This window comes from Acidovorax sp. FG42 (genome assembly GCF_057809195.1).
This window is the reverse complement of record NZ_JBMDJM010000005.1, coordinates 29,695-45,720: the sequence shown is the minus strand read 5'-3', so window position 1 is coordinate 45,720 and position 16,026 is coordinate 29,695. Positions and strand designations below refer to the sequence as shown.

Sequence of the window (16,026 nt, the reverse complement as noted above, 5' to 3'; positions counted from 1 at the left end):
TTCGGGGCCCGTAGGACAAAACCTGAATTGCTTCGATATGTTGCGTCGTCGCTACACGGTCTTACGCCTAAAATGGCTCTCCTTTGCCGCCTCCGCCGTCCCAATGACCCAGTTTGCCAAAGAAACCCTGCCGATCAGCCTTGAAGAAGAGATGCGGCGCAGTTACCTCGATTACGCGATGAGCGTGATCGTGGGCCGTGCACTGCCCGACGCGCGCGATGGCCTGAAGCCCGTGCACCGTCGCGTTCTGTATGCGATGCATGAGCTCAACAACGACTGGAACCGACCCTACAAAAAATCGGCCCGTATCGTTGGCGACGTGATTGGTAAATACCACCCGCATGGCGACTCGGCGGTGTACGACACCATTGTGCGGATGGCGCAGGATTTTTCGCTGCGGCACATGCTGGTGGATGGACAGGGTAATTTCGGATCGGTGGACGGCGACAACGCTGCGGCCATGCGATACACCGAAATCCGCCTGGCCAAAATCGCGCACGAAATGCTGGGCGATATTGACAAGGAAACTGTCGATTTCGGCCCCAACTACGACGGCAGCGAAAAAGAACCATTGGTATTGCCCAGCAAGCTGCCCAACCTGCTGGTGAATGGGTCGGCTGGTATTGCGGTGGGTATGGCCACCAATATCCCGCCCCACAACCTCAACGAAGTGGTCGATGCCTGTTTGCACATGCTGCGCAATCCGGAGGCGACCATTGACGAGTTGATGGAGATCATTCCGGCGCCCGACTTTCCTACGGCCGGCATCATCTATGGCATCAATGGCGTGAAGGACGGCTACCGCACTGGGCGCGGCAAGGTGGTCATGCGCGCCAAGTGCCACTTCGAGGACATCGACCGTGGCCAGCGCCAGGCAATCATCGTGGACGAGCTGCCCTACCAGGTCAACAAGAAGACGCTGCAGGAGCGCATGGCCGAGCTGGTGCACGAAAAGAAGATCGAAGGCATCAGCCACATCCAGGACGAGTCCGACAAGTCGGGCATGCGCCTGGTGATCGAACTCAAGCGCGGCGAAGTACCCGAGGTGGTGCTGAACAACCTGTACAAGCAGACACAGCTGCAGGACACGTTCGGCATGAACATGGTGGCGCTGATCGACGGTCAGCCCCGCCTGTGCAACCTGAAGGACCTGATCAGCGTCTTCCTGCAGCACCGCCGCGAAGTGGTGACGCGCCGCACGGTGTTCGAACTGCGCAAGGCGCGCGACCGTGGTCATGTGCTCGAAGGCCTCGCCGTAGCGCTGGCCAACATTGATGACTTCATCGCGATCATCCGCAACGCTCCAACGCCCCCAGTGGCCAAGGCCGAGCTGATGACCCGCTCGTGGGACAGCAAGCTCGTGCGCGAGATGCTGACGCGCACGCGCGCCGAAGGCGGCGTGATCAACGCTGACGACTACCGCCCTGAAGGCCTGGAAAAAGAATTCGGCATGGGCCAGGATGGCCTGTACCGACTGTCCGAAACGCAGGCCCAGGAAATCCTGCAGATGCGCCTGCAGCGCCTCACGGGCCTGGAGCAGGACAAGATCGTGGCCGAGTACAAGGAAGTCATGGCGGTCATCGAAGACCTGCTGGACATCCTGGCTAAGCCCGAGCGCGTTTCAGTCATCATCGGCGACGAACTCACCTCCATCAAGCAGGAATTCGGTCAGCACAAGCTGGGCGCACGCCGCTCTATCGTTGAATACAGTGCGCAGGACCTTTCCACCGAAGACCTGATCACCCCCACCGACATGGTGGTGACGCTCAGCCACACGGGCTACATCAAGAGCCAACCCCTGTCCGAGTACCGCGCCCAGAAGCGTGGCGGCCGCGGCAAGCAGGCCACGGCGACCAAGGAAGACGACTGGATCGACCAGCTCTTCATCGCCAACACGCACGACTACATCCTGTGCTTCTCCAATCGGGGCCGCCTGTACTGGCTCAAGGTGTGGGAAGTGCCCGCCGGCTCGCGCGGCTCGCGTGGTCGCCCCATCGTCAACATGTTCCCTCTGCAGGACGGCGAGAAGATCAACGTGGTGCTGCCGCTCACCGGCGACATGCGCAGCTTCCCGGCCGACCGTTTCGTGTTCATGGCGACTAGCATGGGCACCGTGAAAAAGACTGCGCTGGACGAGTTCAGCAACCCCCGCAAGGGCGGCATCATCGCCGTGAACCTGGATGACGGTGACTACCTGATCGGCGCAGCCCTCACCGATGGCAAACACGATGTGATGCTGTTCAGCGACGGTGGCAAGGCCGTACGCTTTGACGAGAACGACGTGCGTCCGCTGGGCCGAGCAGCGCGTGGTGTGCGCGGCATGATGCTGGAGGACGGCCAGAGCGTGATCGCCATGCTGGTCGCCGAAGACGAGACGCAGAGCGTGCTGACCGCTACCGAGAACGGCTACGGCAAGCGCACCAGCATCGTCGAGTACACCCGTCATGGTCGTGGCACCAAGGGCATGATCGCCATCCAGCAGAGCGAGCGCAACGGCAAGGTCGTTGCGGCCACGCTGGTGCATGCTGACGACGAGATCATGCTGATCACCGACAAGGGCGTGCTGGTGCGAACCCGCGTGAGCGAGATTCGCGAGCTGGGCCGTGCCACGCAGGGCGTGACGCTGATCGCACTGGACGAGGGCTCCAAACTCAGCGGCTTGCAGCGCATTGTGGAGAACGATGCCAATGTGACAGATGCAGAAGCCGATGGGGACGCAGGCCCAGACAGCGGCGGCGCATCCCCCGCCCCCGAAGCCCCCGACGCCTGACCACCGCAGGGCGTTAAAACGCCCTGCAAACGCTATCAAAAGCAAAGCATCAGGCGCTTATTGAATAAGCGCCTGATGCATTTTTAGCCCTGAACATGACACGTCCTTACAACTTCTCCGCTGGCCCCGCCGCCATCCCCTCCGAAGTCCTGGAACAAGCCGCCGCCGAGATGCTGGACTGGCACGGTAGTGGCATGGGCGTGATGGAGATGAGCCACCGCGGCAAGGAGTTTCTATCTATCTACGAAAAGGCGGAAGCCGACCTGCGCGAGCTGCTGGCCGTTCCGTCGCATTTCAAGATCCTCTTCATGCAAGGCGGTGGCTTGGCCGAAAACGCCATCGTTCCGCTCAACTTGTCGCGCGCAGGTGTGGTTGATTTTGTGGTGACCGGCAGCTGGAGCCAGAAGTCGCAAAAGGAAGCGCGCAAGTACGCGTCCGAAGTCAACATCGTCGCCACGGGCGAAGACACGGGCTTTACCACCGTGCCGGACCCAGCCTCCTGGACGGTAAGCCGGGGCGCTAGCTACCTGCACCTGTGCAGCAACGAAACCATCCACGGCACGGAGTTCCACCAGTTGCCCGACCTCAAGGCGCTGGGCAGCGATGCGCCTCTGGTGATCGATTTCTCGTCGCATGTGGCCTCGCGGCCTGTGGACTGGAGCCGCGTGGGCTTGGCCTTTGGCGGCGCGCAAAAGAACCTGGGGCCCGCTGGCCTCACGCTGGTGATCGTGCGCGAAGATCTGCTGGGCCATGCCCTCCCCGCCTGCCCCAGCGCCTTCGACTACAAAATCGTGGCCGACAACCAGTCCATGTACAACACGCCGCCCACCTGGGGCATCTATATCGCCGGGCTGACCTTCCAGTGGCTCAAGCGCCAGACCGAAGGTGGCCTGACCGGCGTGGCCGCCATGGAGCAGCGCAACATTGCCAAGGCCACGCTGCTGTACAACGCCATCGACCAATCGCAGCTGTACGTCAACAAAGTGGCGGCCAACTGCCGCTCGCGCATGAATATTCCGTTCTTCCTGCGTGACGAAAGCCGTAACGAAGCCTTCCTGGCCGGAGCCAAGGAGCGCGGACTGCTGCAGCTCAAGGGCCACAAGTCCGTGGGTGGCATGCGCGCCAGCATCTACAACGCCATGCCGTTGTCAGGTGTGCAGGCGCTGGTGGACTACATGCGAGAATTTGAGCAAAAGCACGCCTGAGCGCGCGCCCGACACGACAGCAACAGAAAACGGCTCCCCGAGCACGCACCGCAACCCCACCGTCCATGAACAATCCGCAAGCCTCACCCGACCTCGCCAGCCTGCGCGTGCAAATCGACAGCATCGACCAGCAACTGCTCACGCTGCTGAACCAGAGGGCGCTGGTGGCCGAACAGGTGGGCGAGGTCAAAAAGCGCGAAGGCACGCCTTTCTTCCGCCCCGACCGCGTGGCACAGGTCATTGAGAAGATCACCAACGCCAATCCCGGCCCGCTCAAGGGCCCGCATGTGGCTGCCATCTGGCGCGAAATCATGTCCGCCTGCCTGGCGCTCGAATCGCCCCAGCGCGTGGCGGTGCTCGGCCCGGAGGGGACATTCTGCGAACAGGCCGCGATTGAATTCTTCGGCGGTGCTGCCGACCTGATGTACTGCGCCAACTTTGACGAGGTGTTCCACGCCACGGCAGCGGGTAGCGCGCAGTACGGCGTGGTGGGCGTGGAGAACTCCACCGAGGGTGTGGTCACCCGCTCGCTCGACCTGTTCCTGCACACACCTACGCATGTGGTCGGCGAGGTCAGCCTGCTGGTGCGCCACAACCTGCTGCGCACCAGCAATTCGCTGGACGGCATCGAGGTGGTGCTGGCCCATCCGCAGGCGCTGGCCCAATGCCAGGCCTGGTTGTCCAAGCACCTGCCGCACGCCGAGCGCCGCCCGGTGTCCAGCAACGCCGAAGGCGCGCGGCTGGCTACCACCAACCCTGCCTGGGCGGCCCTCTCCAGCGAGCGCGCAGCCACCCAGTTCGGCCTGCACATCGTATCCCACGCCATTCAGGACGACGCCTACAACCGCACGCGTTTCGCCATCATCTGCCTGCCACACACGCTGCAGACACCGCCTCCGTCCGGCAAGGACTGCACCAGCCTCGTGGTCTCGGTGCCCAACCGGCCAGGCGCCGTACACGACCTGCTGGTGCCGCTCAAGACGCACGGTGTGTCCATGACGCGCTTTGAGTCGCGCCCTGCCCGCACGGGCCAGTGGGAGTACTACTTCTACATCGACCTCGATGGCCATCCTGCCCAGCCGCATGTCGCGCGGGCCCTGGAAGAACTGCGCAGCCTGTGCGCGTTCTACAAGGTCCTGGGGACCTACCCTGTCTCGTCATAAGGAGCCGTCGCCATGTTCGAACAATTGGGGCTGATCGGCTGCGGACTCATGGGAGGCTCGTTCGCCTTGGCCATGAAGAAGGCCGGGTTGGTCAAGCGCGTGGTGGGGTACAGCAAGTCGCCCTCCACCACCGACCGCGCCCGCCAGCTGGGCGTGATCGACGTCGAGGCACCCTCTGCCCTGCTGGCCGTGGCAGGCGCAGACATTGTGCTGGTGGCAGTCCCCGTGGCGGCTACCGAAGCCACCCTCAAGGCCATCAAGCACCTTGTCACCCCCCAGATGCTCATCATGGACGTGGGGTCGACCAAGTCCGATGTGGTGCAGGCCGCACAGCGTTCGCTGCGGGACCAGGTGGGCTCCTTTGTGCCCGCACACCCCATCACGGGGCGCGAGGTGTCGGGCGTGGAACACGCCGAGGCAGACCTCTACAGCGGGCGCCAGGTGATCCTGACTCCAACCGAACGCACCCTCACCGCCCAGCTGCAGGACGCCGAAAAGATCTGGACAGCGCTGGGCTGCCGCGTGACCAGCATGTCGCCGGAGTCGCACGACGCGGCCTTTGCCGCCGTCAGCCACCTGCCCCATTTGCTCGCGTTTGCCATGATGAACAGCATCACGGGTCAGACGCACGGTGACGACTTTCTGTCCCTCGCAGGCCCCGGATTCCGCGACTTCACCCGCATTGCCGCCAGCGACCCCAAGGTGTGGCGCGACATCCTGCTGTCTAACCGGGACGAGTTGATTGCCCAGTCCAAGCTGTTCCAGCAGGCGCTGCGTAACATCGAGCAGGCCATGGAAAAAGGCAATGCCCAGGCACTTGAAGACATGCTGACCCTGGCCAGCGAAACCCGTGCGCATTGGCGCATGGGTGCGAAGCGGAAGTAACCCCCGGAAGTAATCCCCCCTGAGTCGCCTATGGCGCCTTCCCCCAAGGGGGACGCACCCGGTGGCCTGGTCAAGCCAGTTCCACGGGTGCCCTCGCCTGGGGCGCGCCAGTTTTTGAGGCCCCGGCTGAAAGATATCGATCGATGTACAGCACCGCATTCCTTGATCTGCCCCCTCTGCAAGCCGCTGCAGGCGAAGTCCACCTGCCGGGCTCCAAGAGCATCTCCAACCGCGTGCTGCTGCTGGCAGCCCTGAGCAACGGCACCACCACCGTGCACGACCTGCTGGCGTCCGACGACACGCGCGTGATGCTGGACGCCCTGCGCCAGATCGGGTGCACGGTGGATGAGGCTGGAAGCACGGTGCGCATCACGGGCCTGGGTGGCCGCCTGCCCCAATCCCCCGCCGAGCTGTTCCTAGGCAATGCGGGCACGGCCATGCGCCCACTCACGGCAGCGCTGGCGCTGCTGGGCGGCGAGTTCGAGCTGTCTGGCGTGCCGCGCATGCACGAGCGCCCGATTGGCGACCTGATTGATGCCCTGCGCCAGCTAGGCTGCCAGATCGACTACCTGGGCAACGACGGCTACCCACCACTCAGGATCGCCCACGGCCAGGGTGTGCCTGCGCTGGCGCTGGCAGAGCCCATCCGCGTGCGCGGCGATGTGTCCAGCCAGTTCCTCACTGCCCTGCTCATGGCACTGCCGCTGGCAGCGGGCACGCAGGCCATCGTCATCGAGGTGGTGGGCGAGCTGATCTCCAAACCCTACATCGCCATCACGCTGCAACTGCTGGCACGCTTTGGCATTGTGGTCGAGCACCAGAACTGGCAGCGCTTCACCATCGCGGCAGGCAGCCGCTATCAGTCGCCCGGCAGCATCCATGTGGAGGCAGACGCCTCATCCGCTAGCTATTTCATAGCACTTGGCGCAATTACATCTAGCGCTAGCGGCCAAAAAGGGATCAAAATTCAAGGTGTGGGCCTGGATTCGATCCAGGGCGACATCCGCTTTGTCGAAGCGGCCCGGGCCATGGGCGCCGTGGTCACCGGCGGCCCCAACTGGCTGCAGATCGAACGCGGCGCCTGGCCCTTGAAGGCCATCGACCTGGACTGCAACCACATCCCCGACGCCGCCATGACGCTGGCCGTGATGGCGCTGTATGCCCAGGGCACCACCAGGCTGACCAACATCGCCAGCTGGCGCGTGAAGGAAACCGACCGCATCGCGGCCATGGCCACCGAGTTGCGCAAGCTCGGCGCCACGGTGGAGGAAGGCGCGGACTACATCCGCGTCACGCCCCCGGCCCAGGTCACCGACTGGAAGGCTGCCAGCATCCACACCTACGACGACCACCGCGTGGCCATGTGCTTCTCGCTGGCCGCCTTCAACCCGGCCCGGCTGCCGGTGCGCATCGAAGACCCCAAGTGCGTGGCAAAGACCTTCCCGGACTACTTCGAGGCCCTGTTCTCGGTCGCTCAGGTCGAGACCGCCCACATCCCGGTGATCTGCATCGACGGCCCCACGGCCTCGGGCAAGGGTACGGTGGCTGCGGCGGTGGCGCAGCGGCTGGGCTACCGCTTTTTGGACTCCGGCGCGATGTACCGCATCACCGCCCTGGCCGCGCTGCGGGCAGGTTTGGCCATAGACGCTGACCACGAAACCCGTATCGCCACCCTGGCCCAGACACTGCCGGTGCGGTTTGAGGGCGGCAAGGTGTGGCTGGGCAGCGACGACGTGACCGAAGCCATCCGCACCGAAGAAGCCGGCATGAACGCCTCGCGCGTGTCCGCCTTGCCCGCCGTGCGCACTGCGCTGGTCGATCTGCAGCACAGCTTTCAGCGCCTGCCGGGGCTGGTGGCCGACGGGCGCGACATGGGCACCGTGATCTTCCCCGAGGCTCCCTTGAAGGTGTATCTCACGGCCAGCGCCGCCTGCCGCGCAGAGCGCCGTTATAAGCAGTTGATTTCTAAGGGTTTTTCGGCTAGTATCGAAGACCTTCGCGTGGATCTGGAAGCGCGCGACGCACGGGACAGCTCCCGCAGCGTTGCGCCTCTCAAGCCCGCGCAAGACGCTCTGGTCCTGGACAACTCCGATTTGACGATTGAACAAGCCGTCGAACAGGTATTGGCCTGGTGGCAGGAGCGTCAGCCCTTCGCAGCTTCTGCGCAGCGCTGACAACGTGGAGCCCTCGGGCTCCAGGCAGTGCCAAAAGGCCTTGCCACAGGCCCACGCAGCCCCTCTCGCGCGTCAGCGCACAGGTTGTGTGGATCGATAACCTAACCCGCGGCTCTGCCGCAAAAACCACCGCAAGCAGCTATAAAAACGGTAGCAATGGTGCTACCGGAATCCTGTTTGTGGCAAGGAAACACATGTCCGAATCTTTTGCCGCCCTTTTTGAAGAATCCTTGCAGCGCACGGAAATGCGCCCAGGCGAAGTCATCACCGCTGAAGTCGTGCGCGTCGAGCACAACTTCGTGGTCGTGAACGCTGGCCTCAAGTCCGAAGCCTACGTGCCGCTGGAAGAGTTCAAGAACGACAAGGGCGAAGTCGAAGTCCAAGTGGGTGACTTCGTGTCGGTGGCCATTGGCTCCATCGAAAACGGCTACGGCGACACCATCCTGTCGCGCGACACCGCCAAGCGTCTGGCTTCCTGGATGAGTCTGGAAAAGGCCCTGGAATCCGGCGAATTCGTCACTGGCACGACCAGCGGCAAGGTCAAGGGCGGCCTGACCGTTCTGGTCAACGGCATCCGCGCATTCCTGCCCGGTTCGCTGATCGATACCCGTCCGATCAAGGATCTGACGCCGTACGAAAACAAGACCATGGAATTCAAGGTCATCAAGCTGGACCGCAAGCGCAACAACGTGGTGCTGAGCCGCCGCGCTGTGGTGGAAGCCTCCATGGGCGAAGAGCGCGCCAAGCTGATGGAAACCCTGAAGGAAGGTTCCATCGTTCAGGGCGTGGTCAAGAACATCACCGAATACGGTGCGTTCGTGGACCTGGGCGGCATCGACGGCCTGCTTCACATCACCGACATGGCATGGCGCCGCGTTCGTCACCCTTCCGAAGTGGTGACCGCTGGTCAGGAAATCACCGCCAAGATCCTGAAGTTCGACACCGAAAAGAACCGCGTGTCCCTGGGTCTGAAGCAAATGGGCGACGACCCATGGATGGGCGTGAACCGCCGCTACCCCCAAGGCACCCGCCTGTTCGGCAAGATCACGAACATTGCCGACTACGGCGCGTTCGTCGAACTCGAACCTGGCATCGAAGGCCTGGTGCACGTGTCTGAAATGGACTGGACCAACAAGAACATCGCTCCCGCCAAGCTGGTTTCGCTGGGCGACGAAGTCGAAGTCATGGTTCTGGAAATCGACGAAGACAAGCGCCGCATCAGCCTGGGCATGAAGCAGTGCAAGGCCAACCCATGGCAAGAATTCGCACAGGACACGAAGCGCGGCGACCGCGTGAAGGGTCCGATCAAGTCGATCACCGACTTCGGCGTGTTCGTGGGCTTGGCTGCCGGCATCGACGGCCTGGTGCACCTGTCTGACCTCTCGTGGAACGAACCCGGCGAAGCCGCTGTTCGCAACTACAAGAAGGGCCAGGAAGTGGAAGCCATCGTGCTGGCCGTGGACGTGGACCGCGAACGCATCTCGCTGGGCATCAAGCAGCTCGACGGCGACCCATTCACGACCTTCGTGACCGTGAACGACAAGGGCCAGACGGTGACCGGCAAGGTCAAGACCGTGGACGCCCGTGGCGCTGAAATCGACCTCGGCGAAGACATCGTGGGCTACCTGCGCGCTTCGGAAATCTCCCGCGACCGCGTGGAAGATGCCCGCAATGTGCTGAAGGAAGGCGACGAAGTTACGGCCGTGGTGGTGAACGTGGATCGCAAGACCCGCAACATCCAGCTGTCGATCAAGCAGAAGGACATGGCTGACGAACAAGGCGCCATGGCCAACCTGAGCCAGCAATCGAGCCGCGAAAGCGCCGGCACGACCAGCCTGGGCGCCCTGCTGCGCGCCAAGCTGGACAACTCGGAAAAGTAAAGCGCTGACCCGTTAAACGGTCAGACAGCGGGCGCCTCGGCGCCCGCTCTTTTTTCAGCCAAGACTGCCTGCCCATGTCCCAAGATTCCATGACCCGCTCAGACCTCGTCGAAGAACTGGCCGCCCGTTTCGGCCAGCTCACCCACCGGGATGCAGAATACGCCGTCAAGACCATTCTGGACGCCGTGGGCGAGGCCCTGGTGCGCGGGCACCGCATCGAGATCCGGGGCTTTGGCAGCTTCTCGGTCAACCACCGCCCTCCCCGCATGGGCCGCAATCCACGCAGTGGCGAGGCTGTGGCCATTCCCGAAAAGCGTGTGCCCCATTTCAAGCCAGGCAAGGCCCTGCGCGAAGCCGTGGACAAACGCACGGCCGAAATGGAAGAAAAGGCCCCGCCTGCCACAGGCCCCCTGGGCAACTGATACTAAATTGATAGCAGCAAGCGCATGATTCACTAGCGCCTGCTGCCGTTTTGGCTTGTATTGGCCTTCGTGCAGCAATGCGCAGGCCTAATGCGCCAAGCTCTTAGAATCGCCCCACCACTGGGGAGACCGATGAAATACCTCCTGTGGCTGCTCAAGGCAGCCATTTTTTTTACGCTCTTCGCCTTCGCGCTGAACAACCAGCAGGACGCGACCGTGCATTTCTTCTTTGGCACGCAATGGCGCGCGCCGCTGGTGCTGGTGGTGCTGACCGCGTTCGCCGCAGGTCTGGTCGTCGGGGCCTTGGGCATGGTGCCGCGCTGGTGGCGCCACCGCAATGCCGCACGCCGCGCCCAGGCCGCAGTCGTTGTGGCACCTGCGCCCGCAGCGCCTCCCGCCGCCAGCGCCACCCCGGCAGTGCCCCCACCACCTCCTGACCTGCCTTCGATCCATGGAATTTGACCTGAGCTGGATACTGCTGGGCCTGCCCCTGGCGTTTGTGCTGGGCTGGCTGGCGTCGCGTTTTGACCTGCGCCAGCTGCGCGCCGAAAACCGCCGCGCCCCAAAGGCGTACTTCAAGGGTCTGAACTTCCTGCTCAACGAGCAGCAAGACCAAGCCATCGACGCCTTCATCGAGGCCGTGCAGAACGACCCCGACACCTCCGAGCTGCACTTCGCCCTGGGCAACCTGTTTCGCCGCCGGGGCGAATACGACCGTGCCGTGCGTGTGCACGAGCACCTGCTCTCGCGCGGCGACCTGAGCCGTACTGACCGCGAACGCGCCCAGCATGCACTGGCGCTCGACTTCCTCAAGGCCGGGCTGCTCGACCGCGCCGAAGATGCGCTGCAGCGCCTGGAGGGCACCCCGTTCGAGGCCCAGGCCCGCCTGGCGCTGCTGGCCATCTACGAACGTTCGCGCGACTGGCCCCATGCCGCCACCATTGCCCGCAAGATGCACGACGCCGATCAGGGCGACTTCAGCACCCGGCAAGCCCACTACCTGTGCGAGCAGGCGCTGGCGCTGAGCGCGCAAGGCGACCTGCCGGGCGCTCAGGCCCTGCTGGACCAGGCCGTGGCCGCGGCTCCCGAGGCCGCGCGCGCGCGCATTGAACTGGCGCGCCTGCAACGCCTGATGGGTCAGCCGGCTGCCGTGCTATCCACACTCAAGGCGCTGGGCGAGCGCACCCCCGCAGCGCTGCCCCTGGCCGCCCCGCTGATGGTCGAGGCTGCCACCGCTACTGGCCGCACCCAGGAAGTGCATGCCCTTTTGCAGGCGCACTATGCGCAAGCGCCTTCGCTGGACGTGCTGGAAAGCATCGTGGCGATGGAGGCTGCCGACGAGGCCACCCGCCCGTCTGCCCGCCAGCGTTATGTGGAGCACCTGGACAAGGAACGCTCTCTGGTCGCCGCCGCCAAATGGCTGGCCACCGAAAAGCTGGAACACGAAGAATTCCACCCCCAGGTTCAACGTGCCCTGGACCATGCCGTCAAGCCCCTGACCCGCTACCGCTGCGCGGCCTGTGGCTTCGAGGCGCGCCAGCATTTCTGGCAATGCCCCGGCTGCCAGACCTGGGACAGCTACCCCGCACGCCGGGTCGAAGAACTCTGACCCAAGCCTTCATCCCCAACGCTGTAAGACCCTTGCCATGCTGAAGAAACTGCTGACCCTGCTGGTTGCCACGCTGCTCGCCACCGCCACCTGGGCCGCCGTGGACGTGAACACCGCCACCGAGGCCGAACTGGATGGCATCAAGGGCATCGGGCCCGGCCTGTCGGGTCGCATCCTCCAGGAGCGCCAGAGTGCCCCCTTCAAGGACTGGGCAGACTTCATCGGCCGTGTGGGCGGCGTGGGCAACAAGAGTGCCGTCAACTTCTCCAAAGAGGGCCTGACCGTCAACGGCAAGAAGTACAGCGCAGCAGCCGCCGCCAAGGCAGAAGCCAAATCCGGCAAAAGGCACAGCAGCTACCAGGCAGCAGACCGCAAGGCCCGTGGCAGCGCTGACAAGGAGGCCGCAACGGCAACCACGCCAGCCACACCACCCGCCACGGCGACGGCGGCACCGACAGCGCTAACGCCGGCCCCCGCAACGGGCGCTAGCAAAAACTAAGCACGCTTCACAAGCAGCAAGACCGCTCCAGCGGGCTTGTTTTTTTGCGGCATCGCGTGCGCATCGGCAAGGGCTGGACAGGGTTTTTAGGAGCTACCCCTAAAATCATCTGCGCATGCCCCTGATCACGCTCATCCTTCTCCCCTTCATCGGCAGCCTGCTGGCAGCGGTTCTGCCATCTAACGCCCGCAATACCGAGTCCACCCTGGCGGGCCTTATCGCCGTGTTCTGCACAGCGCAGGCGGCGCTCTACTTCCCGGAGATTGCGGACGGCGGCGTGATCCGGCAAGAGCTGGCCTGGCTGCCCGCGCTGGGTCTGAACCTTGTGATCCGCATGGACGGTTTCGCGTGGATGTTCTGCATGCTGGTGCTGGGCGTGGGCAGCCTGGTGGTGCTGTATGCGCGCTACTACATGTCTGCGGCCGACCCGGTGCCACGCTTCTTCTCGTTTTTTCTGGCCTTCATGGGCGCGATGGCGGGTGTGGTGCTGTCGGGCAACATCATCCAGATTGCGTTTTTCTGGGAGCTGACCAGCCTGTTTTCCTTCCTGCTGATCGGCTACTGGCACCACCGCAAGGATGCCCGGCGTGGCGCACGCATGGCGCTGACGGTGACCGGCACAGGCGGCCTGGCCATGCTGGCGGGCATGCTGGTGCTGGGCCACATCGTGGGCAGCTACGACCTTGACCATGTGCTGGTTGCAGGGCAGCTCATCCAGAACCATCCGCTCTACACCACTGCACTCGTCCTCATTCTGCTGGGCGCGCTCACCAAGAGCGCGCAGTTCCCGTTCCACTTCTGGCTGCCCAACGCCATGGCTGCGCCCACGCCCGTGTCGGCGTACCTGCACTCGGCCACCATGGTCAAGGCGGGTGTGTTTTTGCTGGCGCGCCTGTGGCCTGCGCTCGCAGGCACCGAGCAGTGGTTCTGGCTGGTGGGCGGCGCGGGCCTGGCCACCTTGCTGGTGGGCGGCTACGCGGCCATGTTCCAGAACGACCTCAAGGGGCTGCTGGCGTATTCCACCATTTCGCACCTGGGCCTCATCACCCTGCTGCTGGGCCTGAACAGCCCGCTGGCCGCCGTGGCGGCCGTGTTCCACATCATGAACCACGCCACCTTCAAGGCCTCGCTGTTCATGGCCGTGGGCATCGTGGACCATGAAAGCGGCACGCGCGACATACGCCGCCTGTCGGGCCTGCGCACCATGATGCCGATCACCGCCACCCTGGCCATGGTGGCCAGCGCGGCCATGGCGGGCGTGCCACTGCTCAACGGTTTCCTGTCCAAGGAAATGTTCTTTGCCGAGACGGTGTACGTGAACACCACACCGTTGCTCGAATGGCTGCTGCCGGTGGCCGCCACGGTGGCCGGCATGTTCAGCGTGGCGTACTCGCTGCGCTTTACGGTGGATGTGTTCTTCGGCACTCCCGCCACCGATCTGCCGCGCCCGCCCCACGAGCCGCCGCACTGGATGCGCGTTCCGGTCGAACTGCTGGTGCTGGCCTGCCTCGTGGTGGGCACGTTGCCCGCATGGTCGGTGGGGGCCTACCTGGCCGCTGCCGCACGGCCCGTGGTGGGAGGCGAGCTGCCCACGTACAGCCTGGCGGTCTGGCATGGGTTCAACACCCCGTTTGTGATGAGCTTGGTCGCATTGGGCGGGGGCATCGCGCTCTACGCCCTGCTGCGCTGGCAGCGCGAAAAGGGCGCTATCGATGCGCCACCCGTCATGCGCCGCATCAGCGGCCAGCGGGCCTTTGAGGCCACGCTGGCCTCGCTCAGCTTGGTGGGCCGCAATGGCCGCCGCCTGCTGGGCACTGGTCGCCTGCAGTGGCAAATGCTGTGGCTGGTGTGCGCCGCGCTGGTGGCGGGCACCCTGCCCCTGTGGGCGCGGGGCCTGCCCATTGGCGACCGGGTGCAGCTGCCGCTGTCCCCCGCCTTTGCGCTGCTGTGGTTGCTGGGTGCCGTGTGCGCCGTGGCGGCAGCCTGGCAGGCCAAATACCACCGGCTGGCGGCACTGACGCTGCTGGGTGGCTCCGGGCTGTGCGTGTGCCTCACGTTCCTTTGGTTCTCGGCGCCCGACCTGGCGCTCACACAGATCGTGGTGGAGGTGGTGACCACCATCCTCATCCTGCTGGGCCTGCGCTGGCTGCCGCGGCGCGACGAGAGCCTGCGCGTGCCCACGCTGGCCGAAGAGCGCCGCACCCAGCTGCGCCGCTACCGCGACATGGCGCTGACGTTGGCCGCAGGGGGTGGCATGGCCCTGCTGTCGTTCGCGATGATGAGCCGCCCCTTCCCCGACAGCACCTCCACCTTCTTCCTGGAGCGTGCGCTTACCGAAGGGGGCGGCACCAACGTGGTCAACGTCATGCTGGTGGACTTCCGGGGCTTTGACACCTTTGGCGAGATCGTGGTGCTCGGCATCGTGGCGCTCACGGTCTATGCGCTGCTGCGGCGCTTCCGCCCTGCGCGCGAGGTGATGGACCTGCCGCCCCAGCAGCGCGCACTGCCCGCCGATGTGGACACCGACCTCGCCAACCCACGCCAGACTGCCGACACCGCCGTGGGCTACCTCATGGTGCCCGCCGTGCTGGTGCGGCTGATGCTGCCGTTTGCCACGCTGGTCGCTGTCTACCTCTTCATGCGCGGCCACAACGAGCCCGGCGGCGGCTTTGTGGCGGGGCTGGTGTTCTCGGTGGCGCTGCTGCTGCAGTACATCGTCTCGGGCACCTCGTGGGTCGAGGCGCATCTGCCGCTGTACCCGCGCCGCTGGATCGGTGTGGGCCTGCTCGCCGCACTGGCCACGGGCCTGGGCGCACTGGCCTGGGGCTATCCGTTTTTGACCAGCCACACGGCGCATTTTTCGCTGCCCATGGTGGGTGAGATCCACGTGGCCAGCGCGCTGTTCTTCGACATCGGCGTGTTCACCCTGGTGGTGGGCTCCACCATGCTCATCCTCACCGGCATTGCCCACCAGTCGGTGCGCAGCCACCGCTACAACAACGCACGCGCGGCCGAAGAAGCCCAGGCCGCCGCCACACCGGGAGAAGGTCCATGGAACTGATACTGGCCCTGGCCATCGGCGTGCTCACCGGCTCCGGCGTGTGGCTGCTGCTGCGGCCCCGCACCTTCCAGGTCATCATGGGCCTGTCGCTGCTGTCGTATGCCGTCAACCTCTTCATTTTCAGCATGGGCCGCCTGGGCCTCGCGATTGACAAGGAGCCCGTGCTGCAGCCCGGGGTGCCTCAAGACCTGGCCCACTATGCCGACCCCATGCCCCAGGCGCTCACACTCACGGCCATCGTCATCGGCTTTGCCATGACCGCCCTCTTCCTCGTGGTGTTGCTGGCATCGCGTGGCATGGCGGGCACCGACCATGTGGACGGCACCAAGGGTAAAGACGTGCAGGAAATGCCATGATG

The 16,026-nt window shown here is 64.5% G+C and carries 12 protein-coding genes; all 12 read left to right on the top strand.

Annotated elements, in window-relative coordinates; genetic code table 11:
- Nucleotides 1–103 precede the first annotated feature (103 nt).
- The 12 genes from gyrA (at nt 104) to ACODSM_RS07235 (ending at nt 16,024) form a co-directional block, all read left to right on the top strand.
- Nucleotides 104–2,770: a DNA gyrase subunit A gene (gene gyrA, locus ACODSM_RS07290; protein ID WP_488804810.1), complete on the top strand. Its 2,667-nt coding sequence runs from the start codon at nt 104–106 to the stop codon at nt 2,768–2,770.
- 95 nt (nt 2,771–2,865) lie between these two features.
- Entirely contained in the window at nt 2,866–3,975 is a 1,110-nt protein-coding gene (serC, locus tag ACODSM_RS07285; RefSeq protein ID WP_488804809.1) for a 3-phosphoserine/phosphohydroxythreonine transaminase, read from the top strand.
- A 65-nt stretch (nt 3,976–4,040) separates the two neighbouring features.
- Entirely contained in the window at nt 4,041–5,138 is a 1,098-nt protein-coding gene (gene pheA, locus ACODSM_RS07280; RefSeq protein ID WP_015014431.1) for a prephenate dehydratase, read from the top strand.
- A gap of 12 nt (nt 5,139–5,150) precedes the next feature.
- Complete coding sequence (locus ACODSM_RS07275) at nt 5,151–6,023, top strand: prephenate dehydrogenase (protein ID WP_015014432.1); 873 nt, start codon at nt 5,151–5,153, stop codon at nt 6,021–6,023.
- Nucleotides 6,024–6,166: 143 nt separating this feature from the next.
- Entirely contained in the window at nt 6,167–8,197 is a 2,031-nt protein-coding gene (locus ACODSM_RS07270) for a bifunctional 3-phosphoshikimate 1-carboxyvinyltransferase/cytidylate kinase (RefSeq protein WP_488804808.1), read from the top strand.
- Nucleotides 8,198–8,391: 194 nt separating this feature from the next.
- Nucleotides 8,392–10,077: a 30S ribosomal protein S1 gene (rpsA, locus tag ACODSM_RS07265; RefSeq protein ID WP_056063647.1), complete on the top strand. Its 1,686-nt coding sequence runs from the start codon at nt 8,392–8,394 to the stop codon at nt 10,075–10,077.
- Between the two features lie 89 nt (nt 10,078–10,166).
- Entirely contained in the window at nt 10,167–10,499 is a 333-nt protein-coding gene (locus tag ACODSM_RS07260) for an integration host factor subunit beta (RefSeq protein WP_488804917.1), read from the top strand.
- A 132-nt stretch (nt 10,500–10,631) separates the two neighbouring features.
- Nucleotides 10,632–10,961, top strand: coding sequence for a LapA family protein (locus ACODSM_RS07255; protein WP_015014436.1), 330 nt, complete (start codon nt 10,632–10,634; stop codon nt 10,959–10,961).
- A complete protein-coding gene (gene lapB, locus ACODSM_RS07250; protein WP_488804807.1) occupies nt 10,951–12,108 on the top strand; it encodes a lipopolysaccharide assembly protein LapB in 1,158 nt (385 codons plus the stop codon). Before ACODSM_RS07255 ends, lapB begins: the two co-directional genes overlap by 11 nt.
- Before the next feature lie 37 nt (nt 12,109–12,145).
- Nucleotides 12,146–12,607 carry a ComEA family DNA-binding protein gene (locus tag ACODSM_RS07245; RefSeq protein WP_488804806.1) on the top strand — a complete coding sequence of 154 codons (462 nt, stop codon included), beginning with the start codon at nt 12,146–12,148 and terminating at the stop codon, nt 12,605–12,607.
- A gap of 115 nt (nt 12,608–12,722) precedes the next feature.
- Nucleotides 12,723–15,668: a monovalent cation/H+ antiporter subunit A gene (locus tag ACODSM_RS07240; RefSeq protein WP_488804805.1), complete on the top strand. Its 2,946-nt coding sequence runs from the start codon at nt 12,723–12,725 to the stop codon at nt 15,666–15,668.
- Nucleotides 15,659–16,024 (top strand): Na+/H+ antiporter subunit C, encoded by a 366-nt coding sequence (locus ACODSM_RS07235; protein WP_015014440.1) that lies wholly within the window; start codon nt 15,659–15,661, stop codon nt 16,022–16,024. Before ACODSM_RS07240 ends, ACODSM_RS07235 begins: the two co-directional genes overlap by 10 nt.
- Nucleotides 16,025–16,026 lie beyond the last annotated feature (2 nt).

What these genes read in the sequence shown, in the direction of transcription:
- ACODSM_RS07270 (WP_488804808.1), top strand. Translation starts at nt 6,167, where the DNA reads ATGTACAGCACCGCATTCCTTGATCTGCCCCCTCTGCAAGCCGCTGCA.
- ACODSM_RS07235 (WP_015014440.1), top strand. Translation starts at nt 15,659, where the DNA reads ATGGAACTGATACTGGCCCTGGCCATCGGCGTGCTCACCGGCTCCGGC.
- rpsA (WP_056063647.1), top strand. Translation starts at nt 8,392, where the DNA reads ATGTCCGAATCTTTTGCCGCCCTTTTTGAAGAATCCTTGCAGCGCACG.
- ACODSM_RS07245 (WP_488804806.1), top strand. Translation starts at nt 12,146, where the DNA reads ATGCTGAAGAAACTGCTGACCCTGCTGGTTGCCACGCTGCTCGCCACC.
- lapB (WP_488804807.1), top strand. Translation starts at nt 10,951, where the DNA reads ATGGAATTTGACCTGAGCTGGATACTGCTGGGCCTGCCCCTGGCGTTT.
- ACODSM_RS07255 (WP_015014436.1), top strand. Translation starts at nt 10,632, where the DNA reads ATGAAATACCTCCTGTGGCTGCTCAAGGCAGCCATTTTTTTTACGCTC.
- serC (WP_488804809.1), top strand. Translation starts at nt 2,866, where the DNA reads ATGACACGTCCTTACAACTTCTCCGCTGGCCCCGCCGCCATCCCCTCC.
- ACODSM_RS07260 (WP_488804917.1), top strand. Translation starts at nt 10,167, where the DNA reads ATGACCCGCTCAGACCTCGTCGAAGAACTGGCCGCCCGTTTCGGCCAG.
- gyrA (WP_488804810.1), top strand. Translation starts at nt 104, where the DNA reads ATGACCCAGTTTGCCAAAGAAACCCTGCCGATCAGCCTTGAAGAAGAG.
- ACODSM_RS07240 (WP_488804805.1), top strand. Translation starts at nt 12,723, where the DNA reads ATGCCCCTGATCACGCTCATCCTTCTCCCCTTCATCGGCAGCCTGCTG.
- ACODSM_RS07275 (WP_015014432.1), top strand. Translation starts at nt 5,151, where the DNA reads ATGTTCGAACAATTGGGGCTGATCGGCTGCGGACTCATGGGAGGCTCG.
- pheA (WP_015014431.1), top strand. Translation starts at nt 4,041, where the DNA reads ATGAACAATCCGCAAGCCTCACCCGACCTCGCCAGCCTGCGCGTGCAA.